The following is an 18,136-nucleotide window of genomic DNA, read 5'->3' on the forward strand; positions in this document are numbered from 1 at the left end:
CCTCATATTTAAGGTAGATGCCCATGCGTCCAAACGATCGCAAGGCGGATCAAGTTCGCCCTATCAAAATTACTCGTAACTACACAGCTTACGCTGAAGGGTCAGTGCTAGTTGAGTTCGGTAACACCAAAGTGTTGTGTAATGCGACCGTCGAAGAATCTGTGCCACGTTGGCTAAAAGGTCAAGGTAAAGGCTGGGTTACAGCTGAATACGGCATGCTACCTCGAGCAACACATTCTCGTACTCGTCGTGAAGCGGCAAGCGGCAAACAAGGTGGCCGTACGATGGAAATTCAGCGTCTTATCGCGCGAAGCCTACGTGCCGTTGTCGATCTAAAAGCCATGGGTGAGTTCATGATCACCGTTGACTGTGACGTTATCCAAGCTGACGGTGGTACGCGTACTGCATCCATCAGCGGCGCAAGTGTTGCAATGGCCGATGCGTTCCAACACCTAGTGGATAGCGGTAAGCTAAAAGCGAATCCAATGAAAGGCCACGTAGCGGCAGTTTCAGTTGGTTTGCTAGGCGATGAAGTATTGTGTGATCTTGAATACGTTGAAGATTCAGCGGCAGACACAGACATGAACGTGGTAATGACCGAAGAAGGCAAGATGATTGAAATTCAGGGCACCGCAGAAGGTGAACCGTTCAGTCACGAACAGCTGATGGCATTGCTCGAGTCGGCGAAAATCGGCATTACGGAAATTGTCGCAGCGCAGAAGGCGGCGTTAGCCAATTGATTTAGATAGCTCCCATTATGGGGGCTATTTTTTTATCTCGACAATAGAGAAATGAATGACTGTCGAGAAGAGACACAAGAAACCAAGGACATAGAGAGAAAATAATGAAAGCATACCAGCGTGAGTTTATTGAGTTTGCACTTGAGAAAGAAGTTCTTAAGTTTGGTGAGTTTACTTTGAAATCTGGCCGTAAAAGCCCGTACTTCTTTAACGCTGGTCTTTTCAATACTGGTCGTGATCTCGCACGTCTAGGCCGTTTTTACGCAGCCGCGCTCGCTGATTCTGGCATTGAATTCGATGTACTGTTTGGCCCTGCGTACAAAGGTATTCCTATTGCAACGACAACAGCAGTCGCGCTGGCGGATCACCACGATATCGACACGCCTTACTGTTTCAACCGTAAAGAAGCAAAAGATCATGGCGAAGGTGGCAACCTTGTTGGTTCTGCGTTAGAAGGTCGCATCATGCTGGTGGACGACGTGATTACGGCGGGTACGGCAATCCGTGAATCGATGGAAATTATTAAAGCAAATGGCGCAGACCTTGCTGGTGTGTTGGTTGCGATTGACCGCCAAGAAAAAGGCAAAGGTGAGTTGTCTGCGATTCAAGAAGTGGAGCGTGACTTTGGTTGTGCAATCATCTCAATCGTTAGCCTGACTGACCTTGTGACTTTCCTTGAAGAGAAAGGCACAGACAAAGAGCATCTAGAAGCAGTCAAAGCGTACCGCGCAGAATACGGCATTTAATTGGTTACTTTTTCTGAAAAAGTAAAAAGGGCAGATGGATATTCATCTGCCCTTTTTTGTTTTTGGATTCATCGCCTTAATCACTTACTTATAGCGAATGCCTTTCTCGACATGCTCATCTTGCATGGTTTTATAGCGTTTATGGAGCCACATCCATTGCTCTGGAGCGCGTAGAATGACCTCTTCCACATACTTGTTCATATAAGCGGCGGCGGCGACTTCGTCTTTTTGTGGATAGTCTGCTTCAATGCACTTATCGGCGATGATGTCGTATTTCCCTTCGTCATTGCGAAACCCTGAGCCTGGGATGATCGCACATTTTGAGGTATACGCCAGAATGCTCGTGCCTGTTGTCGTACATGCATCGTCTACGGCAAAGAAGGGCACAAATACTGATTTTTTGCGACCGTAATCGTGATCCGGTAAATAGAACAGACGCTCACCACTGCGTAATACACGAATCATCTTTTTCACATCTTTACGATCAATCAGTTTATTGCCGTTATGTGTCCGTCCCCAATACTGGATAAAGTTATAAGCAGGATTATTATGCGGACGAAACGCGCCGTACCCGGCCACGCCTAACACGGCGAAAGCACGCGCAGTGATCTCTAGATTAAGAGCATGGACACAACAAAGTAGGACCCCTTTACCTTCTTTGGCTTTTTCACGCAGTGCGCCGAGATCTTTCTCGACGATGAGGTTTTTAAAGCGCCAAGTCGGCCAGAACCAAGTGATCCCGGTTTCTATGAGTGCCATACCAGTATTTTTGAAGTTCTCTTCAACAATATGTTGAATCTCTTCAGGTGTTTTGTCTGGAAAGGCCAATTCTAAGTTACGTTGAGCAACGTGGACACGCTTTTTACCGTAGCGCATGCCAAGTTTACCGAGTGAACGACCTAATGAAAGCAGCAGCCGATAAGGAAGAATATTGACGAGGATGGCCAACAGACCAAACCCAAGCCATACGCTCCAGTTACGAGGGTGAAGAAGTGAAAGAGAAAACTCGGGCTGCGTGTATTTGTCTTTACTCATAGTCTTTTACTTTATTTGTGCACTCAAAAGCGCCCAGTACTCGTCAAAGTTTGCAGTCGGCTGGTATTTAAAGTCGCTACGCACAAAGCGGTTTAGGCTCCCCTCAACTTGTCCCAGAATTTGCGCGGCTAGGATGCGCTCTTCGACAGGGAAAGACTTCCCTTCACGAATCTTACGTTCACGCAGGATCTGGCGCAATTGTGTTTCTATGCGCTCAAAGAGTTGATTGATGCGTTCACGTAGGCGTTCATTTTCAAACATTAGAGCATGGCCCGACAAAATGCGTGTCAGACCAGGGTTACGTTCAGAGAATGCCAAAATCAGGTGCATCACCATACGAATACGCTCTAGAGTATCTTTTTCGTCGTCTAGAATACGGTTGATACGTGTCATCAAGGCTTCTTCAATGAACTCAATCAACCCTTCGAACATGCGCGCTTTACTTGGGAAATGACGATATAGCGCGGCTTCTGAAACGCCGACTTGCTTGGCCAGTTTTGCCGTAGTAATGCGTGAAGCGCCTTCTGTTGATTCAAGCATTTCTGCTAATGCTTGTAAGATCTCTTCACGACGGTTGGATTTTTTACTGCCGGCCATTAGTTACTTCCTTTCAAAATACAAAGTTGAGCGGAGGGGATTATAAGACGCTATTTCGCCTCAAACTAGACCACTAAGGGTGGAATGGGAGATTTAACACCCTTAGTTGTCATGTTTGTACCAAATTTATGCCAGCTTTTGTGAAAAGTTGGCAGGGTTTTCAAACGTTAGTTACATCAAGTGATGCATTTTTTCGAGAATTCTAAAGCTCAATGCTTCTTTTGATTCTAAAGCGAGCGCAAGTTCACCCTCAGGCCAGTACAGGGTAATCGCGTTGTCGTTGCTGTTAAATCCTTGCCCTGCAACCGAAACGTCATTCGCACAGATCATATCGAGGTTTTTCTTGGTTAACTTGCCTCGAGCATAGGTCTCTACATCATTGGTTTCAGCCGCAAAGCCGACGGTAAACGGACGCTTTTCCGTCATTGCAGCTACAGAAGCAACAATATCAGGATTTTTGACCATATTAATGACCATTTCGTCATTGTCTTCCGTCTTTTTCAACTTTTGAGACGCGATCGTTTGTGGGCGGTAGTCGGCAACAGCAGCGCAGCTAATAAACGCATCATGCTTGTTTGCGTGTGTCATAACGGCTTCGTGCATCTCTTGTGCACTGGAAACATTAATGCGCTCAACACCTACGGGCGTATTTAAACTAACAGGACCGCTCACGAGGGTGACTTTTGCTCCCATCTGCGCTGCGGCGCTCGCCAATGCATAGCCCATTTTCCCGGAGCTATGATTCGTAATGTAACGCACTGGGTCAATCGCTTCGCGAGTTGGGCCAGCGGTGATGAGTATCGACTTACCTTCTAGCAATTTTGGTTGAAAGAACTGTTCACATAGATGCACTAGCTGCATTGGTTCCAGCATTCGACCTGGTCCCACATCACCACAGGCTTGCTCTCCTGCCGCAGGACCCCAGATGTGCATACCGCGACGCGCTAACGTAGCGATGTTCTCTTGGGTTGCGAGATTGCGATACATCTGTTGATTCATCGCAGGAGATACAGCAACAGGGGAATCCGTCGCGAGCACAAGCGTGGTAAGCAAATCGTTCCCCATACCTGCAGACATGCGCGCGATTAAGTCCGCGGTCGCTGGCGCTAGTAGTACTAAATCTGCCCATTTGGCCAATTCAATATGGCCCATAGAGGCTTCCGCTGCTGGGTCTAATAAACTGTCTGAGACAGGACGGCCCGAAACGGCTTGCATGGTTAAAGGGGTAATGAACTCTTTTGCTGCTTTCGTCATTACCACTTGAACTTGCGCTCCTCTCTCTATGAGGCGACGGGTTAGCTCCGCACATTTATACGCGGCAATACCGCCACTGATGCCGAGTAGAATTTTCTTTCCTGCTAGTGTTTGCATGTGAGATCTCCAATTTGATGACCGGATTTTAACACAATTCAAAGTCTGACCGCCCGAGCATATATAACGAGAAGATAATTCACATCAAACTCCAGAGTATTAATCTGACCGAGGAAGGGAAAATTCGCGCCTACCTCACAGACAAGTTGCGCGGAGTTTGCAAGTCTGAAAAGAAAAAGAGGTAGTGGAAACCATGGTGTTGAAAAGTCGAAACAAATTGCTGCTGATAACCCTAATTCCGTTGTTGTTGATCACCACGTTGATCTCAGTGGTGTATTACATCAACAGCAGTAAAAGTTTGGAAGCGGAGCTGGCAAGAGACAGGCAAGAGCTCATCGAAACGAAAAAGAAAGAGTTACAAGCCTACATGATGATGGGTGTGACGGCGATAAAACCGTTATACGACACGGATGTAAATGGAAGTAATAAAGAGGCAGCAAAAGAAATTCTGAAAGCCATGCGCTTTGAAAGCGATGGTTACTTTTTTGCCTACGACTCTCAAGGTGTGAATACGTTACATGCCATCAAACCTTCTTTAGAGGGTAAAAACCTTTACGACTTAAAAGATGAAAATGGGGTCGCAGTTATTGCGGGCTTGATTGATGCTTCTCAAAAAGGGGATGGGTTCCTCTATTTCTCGTGGCACAAACCGACCATTGACGCACAAGCGCCTAAGTTGGGTTATGCAGAATATCTATCGAAATGGGACTGGGTTTTAGGTACAGGTGTTTATATTGATGACATCGACCAGCAAGTTGCGATGCAAAGAGAGTTAAAGACTCAAGAGCTAAGAGAGCATACGTTATCTGCCGTGTTGATTTCCGTTATTGGATTGATCATCACCAGTATTCTCACCAGTATCGTGGTGTCGAAAGGCATTCAGCCATTACAACATGTCGCGGCTTCATTGAAAGATGTAGCCGCAGGCGGCGGTGACTTGACGGCTCGTTTAAAAGTCGAAAGTCAGGATGAAGTCGGTGAAGTGGCGGCCGCGTTTAATGAGTTTATGGATAAGCTGCACCCACTGATGCAGGACATTCATCGCTCTGCGACGACAGTACAGACCGTTTCTCAAAGCCTGAACACTCAGACCAGCCAAGCGAGCGGTCAAATGCAGGATCACTGTTTAGAGACGGACAAAGTCGTGACGGCAGTGACGCAAATGAGCATGACAGCCAAAGAAGTAGCCAGCAATACCAATGCGACCGCGCAGGCAATTGAGGATGCCAATAGTCAAGTCACTGCCGCTCAGCATGAGGTCGAGCAAGCAATAGAAGGCATTACCGAACTCGTGACGGAGATAGACAGCACGTCAGATGCAATTTCTGATTTGAGTTTACAGACCGAAAAAATAACCAAAGTGCTGGATGTGATTGGCGAGATAGCCGAGCAAACGAATTTGTTGGCCCTAAATGCGGCGATTGAAGCGGCTAGAGCGGGTGAGCAAGGCCGAGGTTTTGCCGTCGTTGCGGATGAAGTGCGCTCGTTAGCCAGTCGTACGCAAAATAGTACTCACGAAATTGGTGACATGCTTAAGCAGCTGCAAAATGGTGTATCAAGAGCGGTCAGTACAATGTCGGTGAGCCAAAAACGAGGTGTAAAAACAGCGGAAGAATCGGCGCTCATTCAGCAATCTCTTTCTGGTGTTCATCATTCTATCGGTACGATTCGAGATATGGGTATTCAAACCGCGTCTGCCGCCGAAGAGCAAAGTGCAGTTGCAGAAGACATCAACCAAAACTTAGTGGCTATTCAACAGATCGTGAACAACATTAATGAGACGTTGCAGCATGCCGAGTCAATCAGCACGCAGCTATCACAGTCTGGAACAGAAATTCACGGCTTGGTTGGCAACTTTAAACTCTGATGAACTGTTAAGTTGCATTGAAAGCACTGATGGTACGAAGAAAGCGAAAGTCACACTCGACTTTCGCTTTTTGTTTTGTGGAATAGGGGCACTTTCCATATAAAGAGACATCAGATGATACTGAAAGCTATGCCAACTGAGTCCATGCCCAGGGAGAAGCTGCTGCAACGAGGACCGCAAGCATTAACCGATGCTGAGCTACTGGCTATTTTCTTGCGCACGGGCACCCACGGAATGAACGTAATTGAACTTGCAGACTTCCTTATTCAAGACTTTGGTTCGCTAAGACAACTATTTTCAGCATCAGAGCAAGAGTTTTGTCGTCATAAAGGGTTGGGACAAGCCAAGTATGTTCAGTTGCAAGCGGTACTAGAAATGACGCAGCGCTATCTAGCGGAAACGCTAAAGCGTGGTGACGCCTTAACCAGCCCCGACCAAACTAAGTTATATCTTTCTTCTATTTTAAGGGATCGGCAAAGAGAGGCTTTTTATATTCTTTTTCTCGATAACCAGCACCGAGTGATAAAAGATGAAATTTTATTTGAAGGAACGTTGGATGCCGCGTCGGTGTATCCGAGAGAAGTCGTCAAGCGTGCTCTGCATCATAACGCGGCGGCTTTGATTTTGGCGCACAATCATCCTTCAGGTGTTGCTGAGCCGAGCCAAGCTGACAGAAGGATTACAAGGCGTCTCACCGACGCATTAGCATTGGTGGATATTCGTATTTTGGACCATTTCGTCATCGGAGATGGGGAAAGTGTCTCTTTTGCTGAAAGAGGCTGGATATAACTGTGCGTTTTTTAGGTTGTTAGTTGCTAAAAATCTGCTATCATCCACGCCACTAAATTTTTAACTGAATTCAGCTTGGACTGCTAAAAAAATCTGCTGTCTAAAAAAAGATCACGAAAACCTGTAAAAAGGATCTGTTCGGGTCTTGAGCAATGCATATCAAGTTAGTATAATGCGCGACCTTTGATAGCCTTGTATGGATTTTCCATAGCGGTTCTTAACCTCTAACTTCTTTTCGAGAGATAGAGAGGTTCGGCCACCAAGGTTGATATCGAGCTGAAACGATTTTGGAGAAGACATTCATGTCACGAGTATGCCAAGTAACTGGTAAGCGTCCAGTAACGGGTAACAACCGTTCACACGCACGAAATGCTACTAAGCGTCGTTTTCTGCCGAACCTACAAACTCATCGTTTCTGGGTAGAGAGCGAAAAACGTTTTGTTAAACTACGTCTATCTGCTAAAGGTATGCGCATCATCGACAAGAAAGGTATTGATACTGTTCTTGCAGACATGCGTGCACGTGGCGAAAACGTTTAAGAGGAAATAAGCAATGGCAAAGAAAGGCGTTCGTGAGAAAATCCGTCTAGTATCTTCTGCAGGTACAGGCCACTTCTACACAACTGATAAGAACAAGCGTAACATGCCAGGCAAATTTGAGATCAAAAAGTTTGATCCAGTAGTTCGCCAGCACGTTATGTACAAAGAAGCAAAAATCAAATAATTGGTTTCAGTCTCTTTGATGAATTGAAAAACCCAACTTTCGAGTTGGGTTTTTTATTACTTAAAGAAAAGTGCTGAAGAAAAGTATTTAGTACGTCATCGGATTATAAAGTACTGCTAAAGTCATTTTATTGGTCCGACTCTATACTAGAATTTTTAATTTATCGCTCTCTACCGCTTGGTCACCGCTTCTCTATATACTTGCACACCATTGTTCTAGTCAAGCTCAATACTCTTTGGTAGTTTACTCATAACTATAAGAGAGTAGAGATGGTTATGCGTGTGAGTCCGGCTCGTCGCCGCCGATGGAACAATATTCTTATTCTGGGCATTATCGCGTTTATAGTGATCTTAAATGCGCCGATGTGGATCAAAACTTACCTATTAACAGACCAAGCAGACCCTTACCCAAATGTACTTCACTCCGACTATACGGTTGAGTCTTTGTACTATAGTGGCTGGGAGTTCGAACTGCATGATGGACGATGGCAATCTAACATCAAAGTCGATGCACCGATCAGTGAACTTGTATCACGCTGGCAGTCATTGGAAGGTACCGAGCTTACCTCGGAACAGTTCGATCATTTAAAACCTAACCTGACGGCACCTGAAACGGTAGAAGTCTGGTATCAAGATCTCGAAGAGCCGCAGCGGGTGACTTTCTTTCGTTTACCTGAGTTCTGGCTATTTAAAACCTGGCAAGACAAATGGATCGCTATCTCCGTCGATGAAAACTACCTTATGCCAGAGTAAAGCCTTTTTGCGTCTATACCCCTAATAAGCTTCTCTATTTATCGTTTTTCTTTTCGATTATGCTAGCAGCGAGAACTATTAGCCGGTGAATTGGAGAATCTAATGCCTGAGTTGCCAGAAGTAGAAGTCAGTCGTATGGGGATTAGCCCCCACATGGTTGGACAAACGATCCAGTCGTTTACTTTTCGAACGCCTAAATTGCGCTGGGATATTCCTATAGAGCTTAAAAAATTGGAAGGGCAGGTGATCCGTGCGATTAGCCGTCGTGCGAAATACTTACTGATCGAGACAAATACAGGTACAGCCATTGTTCACTTGGGCATGTCTGGGTCTTTACGTGTTCTAGATGCCGACTTTCCGCCAGCAAAGCACGATCATGTGGATCTCAAACTAAGCAGTGGAAAAATACTGCGTTATAACGATCCGCGTCGTTTTGGGGCATGGCTGTGGTGTGCTCCTGGCGAGTCACATGCTGTACTAGCAAACATGGGGCCTGAGCCTTTAACTGAAGAGTTCAATGCGGAATATGTAGCGGAGAAAGCTAAAAATAAGCGTGTCGCCGTCAAGCAGTTCATCATGGACAACAAAGTCGTGGTTGGTGTCGGGAACATCTACGCGAATGAGTCGTTGTTTAAATCTCGAATTCACCCTTCAAGGCCTGCAGGTAAGCTAACTTCTCAAGAGTGGGGGTTACTTGTTGAAAATATCAAAATGACACTTGAGATTGCCATTACGCAAGGTGGGACTACGCTGAAAGACTTTGCGCAAGCCGATGGAAAGCCGGGTTACTTCGCACAAGAGTTATTAGTTTACGGAAAACCCGGAGAGCCATGCCCAGAATGCGGCGAACGACTTCAAGAGCTAAAAATAGGGCAGCGTAATACCTTCTTTTGTGGTGAGTGTCAGAAGTAAGACGAGCTAATATCGAGCTTAAGTTGTTGTAATCTTGCGCTCGAGCCTCAATAATTCAATCAGTTTCGAATAACTTAGTAAATTATATGAAAGTCATTTATCCGGGCACTTTTGATCCAGTGACTAATGGTCACCTCAATCTAATAGAGCGTACTCACGAAATGTTTGATGAGGTTGTGATTGGCGTAGCCGCAAGCCCATCGAAGAACACCATGTTTTCATTGGAAGAGCGCGTTGCACTGATGCAGGACGTTGTAGCGGATTTACCCGGGGTGACGGTAAAGGGGTTCTCTGGGTTATTAGTGGATTTCGCGAGAGATGAGCAAGCTAAGGTTCTTATTCGTGGTTTGCGAACAACGGTAGACTTTGAATACGAGTTTGGACTGACCAACATGTACCGAAAGCTATTACCAGGTATCGAAAGTGTATTTTTGACACCTGAAGAAGAGTTTGCGTTTCTATCGTCGACTATCGTGAGAGAAGTGGCCATTCATGGCGGAAGTATCGATCAGTTCGTTCCCAAGCCAGTAGCCATCGCGATTGGGGAAAAACTGAATGAAAGACAGTAAGTTCCCTTATTATTTCTCAAACGCTCTCTCGATACTTATCCCTCGTTTCGTATATCGAGCACAAGCAAAGCGTTTACTTTCGAATTTAACTGAAGCCGAGAAGCAACTCTGCCTTGAGCGGGTGAACTATTACAACAAGTGTGAAACGCCGTTTTCAGTCGATAGCCGAGAACAAAGTTACGCGACTGTCGATACATTCAAAAAAACGAAAGGTTGGACGTATTTTTTCGATCTTCGCCAAGTTGTACGCTATTTCCCTTCCAGTTTTGCGTTTAACTACATCAACGGTGATGTTACACACATTCCCAATGTGCCGAGCTTTATAAAAAGCCGCCCTATTTTTGGTAGCAACCAAAATTCAGTGGTATTGAAACTCAACCAAGTTCGTCATTTTAAATTTGTTGATGATTGTGTTCGCTATCAAGATAAAAAGGACATGGTCGCTTGGCGTGGGGTGGGTTTTCAGCCTCATCGTCAAAAGGTGATTCATGCGTTCTACAACCATCCGCAATGCAACATTGGCCAGACCCGCCCGGTAGAAGGGCAGCCTTGGGAAAAAGGTTTTATGAGCATTGAGGAGCAACTTCAATACAAGTTCTTGTTGTGTATAGAAGGCAATGATGTGGCCACCAACCTTAAGTGGGCTATGTCGTCTAACTCCTTGGTTATTATGTCAAAGCCAAAATATGAGACTTGGTTTATGGAAGGTAAGTTAGAGGCTGGTGTCCACTATGTTGAAGTGAAGGATGACTATTCGGATTTGCCCGAAAAGATGGACTATTATCTAGCGAATGAGCAAGAAGCATTAGCGATCATTGAAAATGCGCACCAGTGGGTTGAGCAGTTCAAAGATAAACGTAAAGAGCGTTTGATCTCATTGATGGTTGCCGATAAGTACTTCGCTTTATCTCAGCAACAATAAAAAAGGGGCGAAACGCCCCTTTTTATAATCTTAAGCTTCTATAAATTGATCAACACCATTCTCACAGCGTTTAAGCTTGTTTTTAATGGTGTTCTCTAAAATCTCGTCATTTTGTCCGAGTGACGCACGAGAGTTTTCTACGTGGTACAAGTGGTAGCCTACACCTGCGAATTTTAGGTAAAGACGTGACTTACCCGCATTCAACATGCGATGAACAAACTCGCTGTCTTCGCGTCCCCATCCAACAAAATCTTGGTTGAAGCCATTCACCTCGATGACATCTTGTCGCCAAAACGCCATGTTGCAACCGCGAGTGGCTTTATCGTTATTGCGCTCGTAAGAGAACCATTTCGATAGCAAAGCGTTGGTGATGCAGTTTTTACGATTGCGAATGCCTTTGCTGAAGATAGAAGGTACTAAGCCGTTTTCCATGATGGCCTTGCTGCAGTTTTCATCCGTTAACACACGTCCACCCTGAACGAACCAATTTGGCTTTGCGACTTGCTTATGTGATTCAATAAACGTTTGAGACAGCACCATGTCGCCATCAATCATGATGAGGTAGTCACCTGATGCTTTGGCGATTGCACGGTTGCGGCTCATTGAAAGTTGAAAGCCATTATCTTCGTGCCAGCTATGAATAAGTGGTACGGAAAAGCCTTCACGCAGTTGGTCGATCATTGCTTTGGTATCGTCTCGAGAACCGTCATCTGCAACGATGACTTCATCAGGCAAAACGGTTTGACGTTTCACGCTTTCTAACACCGCTTTTAATGCTTCTTTCCAGTTGTAAGTGGTGATAATTAAAGTCGTTTTCATGATTTTTTTGCCTGTTCACGTAAGTAGAGATCGATATATTTTACAAAAGTAGAGTGCATGCTTAGCCAAGCTAGAATGAAGCCATGTTTGCCATCAAGGAAACCTCGTTTGAGAACATACATCTTCAAAAAGCTCGCAAGAGCGTGAACGATAGCGGTCGTTAACCCCGCTTTCTTTTTACCTTCCCGTTCATCTGTCCAGGCCTTAAGGTAACCAGTGGTCTTATTGATGTAATGATGAAGGTGCTCGTAAGTGTAGTGATGCAGTCGACCATCCAGTTTTTCAGTTTGATAGTTTTTCTCATCAACTTTTTCATGAACGAGCGAATCATTATATTGTGTATATTCGGTGCGATATAAGCGCACAATCCAGTCTGGAGACCAACCAGAATGGTAGATGAACTTACCAAACGCTGAGCTTAGTCGGTTAAGCTTGTATAAAACGTTCGGCTTATTGGCTGATACCGCGTGTAAGATACTTTCTTTTAGCTCTGGAGTGACTTGTTCGTCTGCATCAAGCCATAAAACGTAGTCTGCCGTAACGTATTGCTGCGCAAGTTGGCGTTGTTTACCGAAACCTGGCCAATCTAGGTTGGTGTAAAACTTATCCGTGTATTGTCGGGCGATTTCTTCGGTGCGATCGGTGCTGCCCGAGTCTAGAAGGACAATCTCATCGACCCAATCTTTTACTGTGTCTAGACAAGCTTGTAAGTGCTTCTCTTCATTTTTTACAATTAAGGCAACGGCTAAGGTTGGTTTGGACAAGGTTATTTCCTTCTTAACAAATCAAGACAGTAAGTTTACTGGTATTGAGGATACAAATCTTCTAAGACTTGATCGAACATGCTCATTACTTGAGTGCTGGTAATGCGGTTCATTGCCGTTTCATCTTTAGCGCGAGTTCGCCAGTTTAACTCGTGACTGTTTTTACCTGTTTCTGCAAAGATCGTTTCTTCATAAACAGAGACAACGTATTTTAGGTAGCGGTAAGGTCCCACTCGAAGCGGATTATGGTGTGCATAGAGCCCGATGATTGGCGTTTTCATGGCATTTGCCATGTGTGCTGGTCCGGTATCGGGGGCGATGACCATTTCAACCTTATCTATTAACGCAAGCATTTGCAGAATTGAACTTTGTCCAACTAAATTTAGACACGGTTCTTCCAAGCGAGATTGAATGGCTTCAGCCAAATCCAGTTCAACTTGAGCTGGGCTACCTGCCAGAATCACGTTCCAGCCTTTTGCTCTGGCGTAATGAATCACATCCACATAACCTTCCGCGTTCCAGTTTTTATAAGCTTTGCTCGCACCAGGCACAATCAGCAGGTTAGGTTTACTACGAGAAATATGAGACTCTGCCCAAGCTTGGTCGTGGTCTGAATAAGAAAGTACCCAGTCCAGTTCTGCCTTTGGTACCCCAATTTGATGGGCAAAGGCCATTAAGCCATCTGCGACATGCAGAGATTGCGGGGAAGGCACTTTGACATTGGTAAATAGCGTCTGAAAATCTTGGCTTCTATCAGAAGAGAAACCAAGTTTGTATTTTGCTTTAATGCCCAACGTCGCGACACTCGCTCGAATCGCGTACTGCATATGCAATAGAGCATCAAACTCTCTGCCTTTCAGCTGTCGCCAAAGCGATTTGTAGCCATCGAGTCCCGCTTTCTTATCAAAAACAATCACTTCTACGCCATCAATGGCGGCTAATAACTGGGCTTCAAGTTTACCCGTTATCCAAGTAATCTGGGTCGAAGGCCAGTGTTTCTGAATAGCTTGAATGGTGGCGATAGTATTGCAAACGTCTCCAATAGCGGACAAACGCAAGACGCATAGTGACGATGGGGCAGAAGTGAACATAATTATTGTCTGATTCGATGAATAGAGGCAGGTAAATTATGCAGACATCCCCAATAAATGTAAAATACACGGCTCGAATATAGCTAAGTACTGATAAGTGTTCTGCAATGTCAAAGACAACACCACATCAATCGCAAGAATCTGGCAAGCCGGGTAATACCGGACTAAAGCGCATCGTTAAAGCGACGGGTTATTCGATCCAAGGATTAAAAGCGGCTTTTAAGCATGAAGCTGCCATTCGACAAGAGTTGGCTCTGTTGAGTATCGCTGTGATTTTGGCTTGGCTAGTGGATGTCGACATGGTTGAGCGTATCTTAATGATCGGGGTCGTGGTGTTAGTCTTGATTGTAGAGCTTGTGAATTCAGCTATTGAGGCTGTGGTTGATCGTATCGGTATTGAGCGGCATGAACTCAGTGGTCGAGCTAAAGACATAGGCTCTGCTGCCGTTATGGTTGCATTGGCGTTCGCCGGATTTACTTGGTTGTATATATTAGCCAGCCGATATTTAGGCTAGAGGGTAAGCGCGTGACTCAACAGTATCAAAACAACAACCAAATGATCTGGTTTGATGACGAGATCATGACAGACCCTAGCCAACCGATATTTGATGCGGAATACTGGCAGTCCTTAGACAAGGTGGTTGGCTGTGCGACGGGTAGAGGCACGACTTGGTTTATCCAACTAGAGAACATGCAAGCAGCACTGCGTCATTACCGTCGTGGTGGTTTGTTTGGGAAGTTAGTTAACGATCATTATTGGTTCTCTGGCTGGGATAACACCCGTTGTGCGCAAGAGTTTCAGCTTTTGTTGGCGCTAATCGAGGCTGGGGTGCACGTTCCTCGCCCAATTGCAGCAAGAGCCGTAAAGTCAGGACTCTTCTATCAAGCTGATTTATTAAGTGAGCGAATCCCGAACGCCAGAGATCTGGTTAGTATCTTGCAAGAACAGTCTTTATCGGCAGAAATGTATCAAAAAATAGGGCAAGAAATTGCCAAGATGCATCAGGTTGGCGTTAACCATACCGACTTGAATATCCACAATATCTTGATCGACGACAAAGATAAGGTATGGATTATCGATTTTGATAAGTGTCGTTTTGAAACTTCTGGTGATTGGAAAGATCAAAATCTAAATAGACTCCTGCGCTCATTTAATAAAGAGCGTTTAAAGCGACAGATTATTTGGCAAGAATCCGATTTTGAGCATTTGCAGGACGGTTATGCTTCTCAATCTTAATTGAGTTTTTTATCATTTTGCATTAATTGCTCTAAGTAAGCCCTCTTGAGTCTAACGATGCTCGAGTGAGTCTATAAACTACAATAATCATAAAGTATTCATGTGTATCTGATAGCACACAAATTAACGTAGGTAACATTTGTAATGAAAATATTAGTAACTGGAGGAGCAGGCTTCATTGGGTCCGCTGTTGTCCGACATATCATTCGTGACACCCAAGATACCGTTATCAATTTAGATAAACTGACCTACGCAGGGAATCTAGAATCACTGGTTGATGTCTCAGAGAGTGAACGTTACTATTTTGAGCAAGTAGATATCTGTGACCGAGCTGAACTAGACCGCGTTTTTTCAGAGCATCAACCCGATAGGGTGATGCATTTGGCCGCCGAGTCTCATGTCGATCGCTCTATTGATGGTCCTGCTGCTTTTATTGAGACCAACGTGATGGGCACTTACCATCTGCTCGAAGCGGCCCGTCAATATTGGTCGAACCTGGATGAAGCGCGCCAATCGGCATTCCGTTTTCATCATATTTCTACGGATGAAGTGTATGGTGACCTTGAGGGAACGGATGATTTGTTCACCGAAACCACTTCATACGCGCCGAGCAGCCCATATTCCGCATCTAAAGCGTCGAGCGATCATCTGGTTCGCGCTTGGCAACGTACTTATGGCTTACCGACACTTGTCACCAATTGCTCCAACAACTATGGCCCGTACCACTTCCCAGAGAAGTTGATCCCTCTGATGATTTTAAATGCCCTCGACGGCAAGCCGTTGCCTGTGTATGGCGATGGTATGCAAATCCGAGATTGGCTGTTTGTGGAAGATCATGCACGCGCGCTGTACAAAGTGGTCAACGAAGGTGAAGTCGGTGAAACCTACAACATTGGTGGCCATAACGAAAAAGCAAACATCGAAGTGGTGAAAACCATTTGTGCTTTGCTTGAAGAGTTGCGACCAGACAAGCCAGCAGGTGTTGAGTCTTATGAATCTTTGATCACTTATGTCAAAGATCGCCCTGGTCATGATGTGCGTTACGCAATTGATGCCACCAAGATCGCTCAAGAGCTTGGCTGGACGCCAGAAGAAACCTTTGAAAGCGGCATTCGCAAAACCGTCGAATGGTACCTCAATAATCCACAATGGTGGCAACGTGTGCTTGATGGCTCATACAGTCTTGAGCGACTAGGAGCGGGCGAATAATGAAAGGTATTATTTTAGCAGGCGGCTCGGGCACTCGCCTTTACCCTATTACACGCGGTGTCTCTAAGCAGTTACTGCCGGTTTATGACAAACCAATGATTTATTACCCGTTGTCGGTACTCATGCTTGCGGGTATTCGTGAAATCTTGATCATCACCACGCCAGAAGACCTGGAGGGTTTTCAGCGCCTATTAGGTGATGGCTCAGAGTTTGGCATTGAGTTGCAATACGCGATTCAGCCAAGCCCAGACGGCTTAGCTCAAGCCTTCATCATTGGTGAAGAATTCATTGGCGATGATTCAGTATGTTTAGTGCTGGGTGACAACATCTTTTATGGACAAGGATTCACTCCTATTCTTCAGCAAGCTGCGATGAAGAGCCGTGGTGCGACGGTATTCGGTTATCAGGTTAAAGATCCTGAGCGATTTGGCGTTGTAGAATTTGATGCCAATATGCAGGCGATTTCGATTGAAGAAAAACCAGTAAAGCCTAAATCCAATTATGCTGTCACTGGGCTGTATTTTTATGATAACCGAGTCGTCGAATTGGCAAAAAAAGTCAAACCTTCAGCTCGTGGTGAATTAGAGATTTCGACGCTAAACCAGATGTACCTTGAGCAAGGTGACCTGAATGTTCAATTACTAGGGCGCGGTTTTGCTTGGTTAGATACTGGAACGCATGAAAGCCTACATGAAGCGTCTTCTTTTGTTCAAACCATTGAAAATGTTCAAGGTCTTAAAGTTGCATGTCTAGAAGAGATTGCATGGCGCAATGGGTGGTTAACAAAAGACCAACTACTCGCTATTGCGAAACCAATGCAAAAAAATGATTACGGGCGTTACCTTTCCGAGTTAGTGATTGAGCAAAAATAGTATTGGTAGCTAATTGCAATGAGATATTAAATGATGAGCAGTGAAATTATTCCTGTAACAAAACCATATTTACCATCAAAAGATAAATATAAAAAATATGTTGATCGGGTGTACGAGAGTGGTTGGTTGACCAATAGTGGTCCTCTGGTTAATGAGTTAGAATCTCGACTAGCTGACTACCTTGGTGTTAAGCATGTTATATTAGTTGCAAATGGCTCATTAGCACTTCAGGTTGCTTATAAAGCATTAAATCTTACAGGAGAGGTGATCACAACACCTTTCTCTTTTGCTGCGACTACAAGCACGCTTAGTTGGGAAAAATTAACACCCGTTTTTTGTGATATTGAAAGTGATACCTTTAATATAAATCCTGATTTAATTGAAGATCTTATTACAGAAAAAACGTCTGCAATAGTACCGGTGCACGTGTTTGGTAATCCATGTAAAGTCAATGAGATTCAAGCTATAGCAAACAAGCACGGTTTAAAAGTTATCTATGATGCCGCTCATGCTTTTGGTGTGGATCTAAATAAAGAAAGTGTATTAACGCACGGTGATATAAGTACATTAAGTTTCCATGCTACAAAGTTATTCCATACGATAGAGGGGGGAGCTGTGATTACGCAATGTGATGAGCTAGCAGCTAAAGTACGCTCTATGATTAACTTTGGAATAACGGGACCGGATTCAATAGAAGGTGTTGGAACCAATGCCAAGATGAATGAGTTTGAAGCCGCTATGGGTCACTGCGTTCTAGATGATATAGAAAGTATCATGACCAAGCGAAGAGGCTTATGGCAAAGTTATCAAACTCACCTTTCTGATGTTTTCCAAATGCAACATTGGTTGGATAGCTCAAAACCTAATGGTGCGTATGTACCAATTGTGTTTGATTCGGAGCCGTCATTACTTAGAGCTAAGGCTAATTTGGAAGCGAATAATATCTTTCCAAGAAGGTACTTTTATCCAAGTTTAGATCTTGTTGATAGTTATGGTCATGAAGGAACTCCATGTGAAGTTAGTCGCTCGACTAGTAAAAGGATCTTATGCTTGCCTATATATTTTGATTTGTGTGAATCAATGGTAAACAAGATAAAACAAATACTTAAAAAATTATGATT

General features: G+C 44.6%; 21 protein-coding genes. 15 read left to right on the plus strand and 6 right to left on the minus strand.

Annotated elements, in window-relative coordinates; all coding sequences use genetic code 11:
• The first annotated feature begins 23 nt into the window (after window positions 1-23).
• On the plus strand, window positions 24-740 hold the full coding sequence (gene rph, locus LIX84_RS12835; protein WP_104971148.1) for a ribonuclease PH: 717 nt from the start codon (window positions 24-26) through the stop codon (window positions 738-740).
• 104 nt (window positions 741-844) lie between these two features.
• A complete protein-coding gene (pyrE, locus tag LIX84_RS12840; RefSeq protein ID WP_017634993.1) occupies window positions 845-1,486 on the plus strand; it encodes an orotate phosphoribosyltransferase in 642 nt (213 codons plus the stop codon).
• Window positions 1,487-1,570: 84 nt separating this feature from the next.
• Here pyrE and LIX84_RS12845 read toward each other — a convergent pair whose 3' ends face one another.
• The 3 genes from LIX84_RS12845 to coaBC all read right to left on the minus strand — a co-directional run bounded on the left by LIX84_RS12845 (window position 1,571) and on the right by coaBC (window position 4,489).
• Window positions 1,571-2,521 (minus strand): Kdo(2)-lipid IV(A) acyltransferase, encoded by a 951-nt coding sequence (locus tag LIX84_RS12845; protein ID WP_226421455.1) that lies wholly within the window; start codon window positions 2,519-2,521, stop codon window positions 1,571-1,573.
• A 6-nt stretch (window positions 2,522-2,527) separates the two neighbouring features.
• Complete coding sequence (slmA, locus tag LIX84_RS12850) at window positions 2,528-3,118, minus strand: nucleoid occlusion factor SlmA (RefSeq protein ID WP_005395778.1); 591 nt, start codon at window positions 3,116-3,118, stop codon at window positions 2,528-2,530.
• Window positions 3,119-3,289: 171 nt separating this feature from the next.
• On the minus strand, window positions 3,290-4,489 hold the full coding sequence (gene coaBC / locus LIX84_RS12855) for a bifunctional phosphopantothenoylcysteine decarboxylase/phosphopantothenate--cysteine ligase CoaBC (RefSeq protein ID WP_226421456.1): 1,200 nt from the start codon (window positions 4,487-4,489) through the stop codon (window positions 3,290-3,292).
• A 193-nt stretch (window positions 4,490-4,682) separates the two neighbouring features.
• On the opposite strand from coaBC, the gene LIX84_RS12860 reads away from it, so the two are divergent.
• The 8 genes from LIX84_RS12860 (at window position 4,683) to LIX84_RS12895 (ending at window position 11,023) form a co-directional block, all read left to right on the plus strand.
• Entirely contained in the window at window positions 4,683-6,356 is a 1,674-nt protein-coding gene (locus LIX84_RS12860) for a methyl-accepting chemotaxis protein (RefSeq protein WP_226421595.1), read from the plus strand.
• A 114-nt stretch (window positions 6,357-6,470) separates the two neighbouring features.
• Window positions 6,471-7,145 (plus strand): RadC family protein, encoded by a 675-nt coding sequence (gene radC, locus LIX84_RS12865; protein WP_047009421.1) that lies wholly within the window; start codon window positions 6,471-6,473, stop codon window positions 7,143-7,145.
• 302 nt (window positions 7,146-7,447) lie between these two features.
• Entirely contained in the window at window positions 7,448-7,684 is a 237-nt protein-coding gene (gene rpmB, locus LIX84_RS12870) for a 50S ribosomal protein L28 (RefSeq protein WP_005384783.1), read from the plus strand.
• A gap of 13 nt (window positions 7,685-7,697) precedes the next feature.
• Window positions 7,698-7,868: a 50S ribosomal protein L33 gene (rpmG, locus tag LIX84_RS12875; protein ID WP_004410866.1), complete on the plus strand. Its 171-nt coding sequence runs from the start codon at window positions 7,698-7,700 to the stop codon at window positions 7,866-7,868.
• Window positions 7,869-8,143: 275 nt separating this feature from the next.
• On the plus strand, window positions 8,144-8,620 hold the full coding sequence (locus LIX84_RS12880) for a hypothetical protein (RefSeq protein WP_226421457.1): 477 nt from the start codon (window positions 8,144-8,146) through the stop codon (window positions 8,618-8,620).
• A 102-nt stretch (window positions 8,621-8,722) separates the two neighbouring features.
• On the plus strand, window positions 8,723-9,532 hold the full coding sequence (mutM, locus tag LIX84_RS12885; RefSeq protein WP_226421458.1) for a bifunctional DNA-formamidopyrimidine glycosylase/DNA-(apurinic or apyrimidinic site) lyase: 810 nt from the start codon (window positions 8,723-8,725) through the stop codon (window positions 9,530-9,532).
• A gap of 86 nt (window positions 9,533-9,618) precedes the next feature.
• Window positions 9,619-10,101, plus strand: a complete 483-nt coding sequence (coaD, locus tag LIX84_RS12890) for a pantetheine-phosphate adenylyltransferase (protein WP_226421459.1) — start codon at window positions 9,619-9,621, stop codon at window positions 10,099-10,101.
• Window positions 10,088-11,023, plus strand: a complete 936-nt coding sequence (locus LIX84_RS12895; RefSeq protein WP_226421460.1) for a glycosyl transferase family 90 — start codon at window positions 10,088-10,090, stop codon at window positions 11,021-11,023. The genes coaD and LIX84_RS12895 overlap by 14 nt, the downstream gene beginning before the upstream one ends.
• 30 nt (window positions 11,024-11,053) lie before the next feature.
• Here the strand turns inward: LIX84_RS12895 and LIX84_RS12900 are convergent, their stop codons facing one another.
• From LIX84_RS12900 to LIX84_RS12910, 3 genes are read right to left on the minus strand one after another with little or no spacing between them, the layout of a single operon-like run.
• Window positions 11,054-11,842 (minus strand): glycosyltransferase family 2 protein, encoded by a 789-nt coding sequence (locus LIX84_RS12900; protein WP_226421461.1) that lies wholly within the window; start codon window positions 11,840-11,842, stop codon window positions 11,054-11,056.
• On the minus strand, window positions 11,839-12,606 hold the full coding sequence (locus LIX84_RS12905; RefSeq protein ID WP_005395793.1) for a glycosyltransferase family 2 protein: 768 nt from the start codon (window positions 12,604-12,606) through the stop codon (window positions 11,839-11,841). Before LIX84_RS12905 ends, LIX84_RS12900 begins: the two co-directional genes overlap by 4 nt.
• 35 nt (window positions 12,607-12,641) lie before the next feature.
• Window positions 12,642-13,697 (minus strand): glycosyltransferase family 9 protein, encoded by a 1,056-nt coding sequence (locus tag LIX84_RS12910; protein WP_226421462.1) that lies wholly within the window; start codon window positions 13,695-13,697, stop codon window positions 12,642-12,644.
• A gap of 107 nt (window positions 13,698-13,804) precedes the next feature.
• Between LIX84_RS12910 and LIX84_RS12915 the strand changes: the two genes are divergently transcribed.
• The 5 genes from LIX84_RS12915 to LIX84_RS12935 all read left to right on the plus strand — a co-directional run bounded on the left by LIX84_RS12915 (window position 13,805) and on the right by LIX84_RS12935 (window position 18,134).
• On the plus strand, window positions 13,805-14,212 hold the full coding sequence (locus tag LIX84_RS12915) for a diacylglycerol kinase (protein ID WP_139059350.1): 408 nt from the start codon (window positions 13,805-13,807) through the stop codon (window positions 14,210-14,212).
• An 11-nt stretch (window positions 14,213-14,223) separates the two neighbouring features.
• Window positions 14,224-14,934 (plus strand): 3-deoxy-D-manno-octulosonic acid kinase, encoded by a 711-nt coding sequence (locus LIX84_RS12920; protein ID WP_226421463.1) that lies wholly within the window; start codon window positions 14,224-14,226, stop codon window positions 14,932-14,934.
• A 144-nt stretch (window positions 14,935-15,078) separates the two neighbouring features.
• Window positions 15,079-16,143: a dTDP-glucose 4,6-dehydratase gene (rfbB, locus tag LIX84_RS12925; RefSeq protein ID WP_053808659.1), complete on the plus strand. Its 1,065-nt coding sequence runs from the start codon at window positions 15,079-15,081 to the stop codon at window positions 16,141-16,143.
• The gene (gene rfbA / locus LIX84_RS12930; RefSeq protein WP_226421464.1) at window positions 16,143-17,015 is read left to right on the plus strand and encodes a glucose-1-phosphate thymidylyltransferase RfbA; all 873 of its coding nucleotides are present in this window, start codon (window positions 16,143-16,145) and stop codon (window positions 17,013-17,015) included. Before rfbB ends, rfbA begins: the two co-directional genes overlap by 1 nt.
• Window positions 17,016-17,045: 30 nt before the next feature.
• Window positions 17,046-18,134, plus strand: a complete 1,089-nt coding sequence (locus tag LIX84_RS12935; protein WP_226421465.1) for a DegT/DnrJ/EryC1/StrS family aminotransferase — start codon at window positions 17,046-17,048, stop codon at window positions 18,132-18,134.
• Window positions 18,135-18,136 lie beyond the last annotated feature (2 nt).

It is taken from the genome of Vibrio sp. E14 (assembly GCF_020515785.1).
Lineage (GTDB): Bacteria > Pseudomonadota > Gammaproteobacteria > Enterobacterales > Vibrionaceae > Vibrio > Vibrio diabolicus.